Genomic DNA, 3589 nt, shown 5'->3' with positions numbered 1-3589 from the left:
TTGGCCAAGCCTTGTCCGAACTTGACCTTTCTTCCGACAGACTTGTGGCTTTTTCGCTCTGCCTTGTCCGAAGCTTGACCTTCCTTCGGACACACTTTCCCTTTTTTGGCCAAGCCTTGTCCGACCTTGACCTTTCTTCCGACAGACGTGCGGCTTTTTCGCTCTGCCTTATCCGAACTTGACCTTCCTTCAGACAGACTTGCCGCTTATTTTGCTTACCCTGTCCGAATCAAACTTATCTTCGGACAGGCTTTCGCTTTTTTAGCTCTGTCCTGTCCGAATTACCCCCTCACATAAAAGAAGCTCACAGCCACCTCTTTAATTCCTCAATAAACCCAACAACCTCTTCCTCTCTCGTTGCCCACGAAGTCACCAAACGAATCGCTGAATGATCAGTGTCAACCTTCTCCCAAACATGAAACGCATACTTCTTCTCCAACTCCGCAATCATGGCATGAGAGAAAATCGGAAAAATTTGATTGGACGGAGAATGAGTCAAAAACTTCACATTCGCTTCCGCTAACGCATCATAAAGCATTCCCGCCATCGAATTAGCATGCTCAGCCAAATCAAAAAACAAATTATCTCGAAACAACTCATGAAATTGGATCCCCAATAACCTTCCCTTCGAGAGGAGCGCCCCTTTTTGCTTAATATGATACCGGAAATCCTCCTTAAGACCCTCTCGGCAAATCACCAAAGCCTCTCCCAACAGAGCCCCATTCTTCGTCCCGCCAATATAGAAAGCATCAACAAGCTCCGGTAAATCACTTAAGAGAAGATCATTTTCCCTCGAACAGAGCGCGGAACCTAGTCTCGCTCCGTCCATATATAAAAGAAGATGATTCGCACGACAAAAATCACTTAACTGCTGCAGCTCTTCCTTTTTATAAATAGAGCCGATCTCTGTCGAATTAGATATGTATACTAACTTAGGTTTTACCATATGTTCATCAGGATGCCCATCAAGGACGGCTTGAACACCCGCTGGAGTTAATTTCCCGTCTTTACTCTCAACAGATAGAACCTTGTGGCCTGTGGCTTCTATGGCTCCCGTTTCGTGACCTAAAATATGTCCGCTGTTAGCAGAAATAGCCGCTTCATGCGGTCTTAAAAATGCTGAGATTGCCGTCAAATTTGTTTGTGTCCCACCCGTTAAAAAGTGGACATCTACATCATTCCGACCTAATTTTCTCTTGATTAGCTCAATGGCCTGTAAAGAATAGTGGTCTTCTCCATAACCTTCTTCTTGAACTAAATTGGTTTCCATTAACGCCTTTAGTATTTGTGGATGTGCTCCCTCACTGTAATCGTTTTTAAAGCTGTACATTTTCAGTTCTCCCGTCATTAATTTACCATTTTCAATTCATGTTCAATCGTACCATATTCCGACAATTTTAGTGAATACCCATACATATAGATCAGTTTGTCATATCAATATTTACCTTAACCCGGCCTCGAATAGTTCCCCACAAATGGGTGACGATATATATGTAACACATTATGTTTAGGGAGTGAAGTTCTTGAAAAAAGGTTTAGTCACTTTCGTGTTAGCTTCTACCCTTGTTGGTTTAACTGGCTGTGCTGATAATGCGACCAAAAACAACCTAAGAAATGACGTAAACAATGGGGTAGATGTTCGCAATGTCAGAAACAATCTGGATAACCGCTTAAGTGTTCAAAATGTGAATGATAATAACCATAACCTACGATATTCAAACCGAGCAGGAAGAGCTGTAGAAAAACTGCAAGAGGTGGACTTAGCGCATGTCATCATCCGAAACAATAATGCCTATGTCGCCGTTCGCTTAAAAAACAATCGATTCCAAACTGGTACAGGTACCACAACCAATCGTAACAACATGGGGACTACCAGTATTAACAATAATTTAGGGACAACTGGAACAAATGGCCGTGAAAACCATCTTACTGCGCGTGGCGCGGGAACAAGTCTGAATGGCAACTATCCTAGTACGACTGGTGTCACCACGATTGATAATACAGCGACTGGATTGAACCCTGGTGCTGGAGGGACCTCTAATACCCGCGGTACGATCGGCATTCGTGGCACTGGTACGTTTGGTACCCTGAACAACAATAACATTTTTACTGGTACAAATGACGGGACGGCTGGAACAAATGACGGAACCACTGCGACTAACTACCGTAGTGTGTCTTCACCACTTGATCAAAGAATAGCGGATCAAGTACGTAAAGCTGATAGTGCCGTTCACCGCGTCTATATTTCTTATGACCGAGCTTTCTTCCGTCAAATGACCAATTACTCAAATGATTTAAACACAAAAGGACGTATCCGTAATAACAACATTTGGAACGACTTTAACAATTCGGTCAATCGAATATTCCATTAAAAATCTGCAAGGAAGCAATGCCTTTCACCAAAAGGCGCTGCTTCCTTTTTAATCCATCAATTGATCCTTGTCATCGGTTTGCGGCGGTTCCTCTAACCAGCCATTCTTAATCATGATATTCGCCCCATCTTCTGCATACAAAGCTATCTCCGGGATTAAAGATGCATACCGAAATGACAAATCTTTTCTTGGACTTGCTGCCATTGATATTCCATAGTTTCCTATTCCTGCCGCAATCATTGCGGAGGTTATAAACATCATTAATTTATCCGAAAAGATAGCTGACGTGGAATCCATAACAGCTGCATCCCAGCTCATGGGTGCGGGAAGATCTTCTTTCATAAGGAAATCGCTAAAGAGATTCATATGTTTTTGGGCCATTTGTTTGCCCCTTTTTAAGAATTGTTTGACCTCTTCATCCTTGGCAATCTGACCAAATCCAGTAATTAAGGCTTTCCCAATGGCATTTGTTTGTACATTCATAAAAAGATGAGTAATTTCCACCGCGGTTAAAGCTCGTTTTTTACCAAAAATTCCGTTTAAAAATTGCTGTTTTTCTACAAAGTCGACTTTATCTGGTGTCGATATAAAAGGAGGTCTGATATAGGTCCCTTGTTTTAACATTAAGCGGCGGGTGAGATCCTGTACTTTAACGGCTGCTTGTAATACTTTTTTATGGAAAGCAACCACATCTTCACGGGTAGCTAAACCCAGAGCAGCGCTGCTCGCGGCCATGGCTAGGATGGACATTTGTCTTAGATACATAAGTACAAATGTATCAGAAAACAGTTTTGGGGCTTCCGGCAATACATCTTTTTCGGTAAATCCAAATGGTATAGGAAATTCCTCTTTTTTAAAAAATTCTTGTAGAAACTCAATATTACTTTTCGCCACAGTTAAGGTATATTCAATAATTGAGCGTACTTCTGGATCTGTTGCTTTCTCTAAAAAGTGACTATTGAAACAAATACCACAAGTATCATTTATGTATTGAGTCCATAATACCGACATTTCCGCGGCCGTTAAGCGGATTTCTGATTGATTTTCCAAATGGAACACTCCCCACGAAATGAATTACCTATTTTCTTTAGCTATGTTATTACTCCTAAGGTTACGTTTTCCATTCTTAGATAAAAATATGAACGATTTCTAACATATGGGCTGTGTTAATCTTGGATGTTGATTTCCGCTACAGTCGCTCAGCAAACCCGCGGGCG

Annotated in this window: 3 protein-coding genes; 1 reads left to right on the top strand and 2 read right to left on the bottom strand. The window is 41.7% G+C overall.

Features of this window, described 5'->3' with window-relative positions; all coding sequences use genetic code 11:
• Window positions 1–304: 304 nt before the first annotated feature.
• Window positions 305–1330, bottom strand: coding sequence for a threonine aldolase family protein (locus V7266_RS19530; RefSeq protein ID WP_335470126.1), 1026 nt, complete (start codon window positions 1328–1330; stop codon window positions 305–307).
• Window positions 1331–1523: 193 nt separating this feature from the next.
• Here V7266_RS19530 and V7266_RS19525 point away from each other — a divergent pair, with 193 nt between their 5' ends.
• The gene (locus tag V7266_RS19525; RefSeq protein WP_335470124.1) at window positions 1524–2372 is read left to right on the top strand and encodes a YhcN/YlaJ family sporulation lipoprotein; all 849 of its coding nucleotides are present in this window, start codon (window positions 1524–1526) and stop codon (window positions 2370–2372) included.
• A 48-nt stretch (window positions 2373–2420) separates the two neighbouring features.
• Here V7266_RS19525 and V7266_RS19520 read toward each other — a convergent pair whose 3' ends face one another.
• The gene (locus tag V7266_RS19520; RefSeq protein WP_335470123.1) at window positions 2421–3422 is read right to left on the bottom strand and encodes a DUF3231 family protein; all 1002 of its coding nucleotides are present in this window, start codon (window positions 3420–3422) and stop codon (window positions 2421–2423) included.
• Window positions 3423–3589 lie beyond the last annotated feature (167 nt).

This window comes from Neobacillus drentensis (assembly GCF_036965645.1).
Classification (GTDB): domain Bacteria; phylum Bacillota; class Bacilli; order Bacillales; family Cytobacillaceae; genus Neobacillus; species Neobacillus drentensis_D.
Note: the sequence above shows the minus strand (reverse complement) of the source record. Positions and strands in the feature narration are given on the sequence as shown.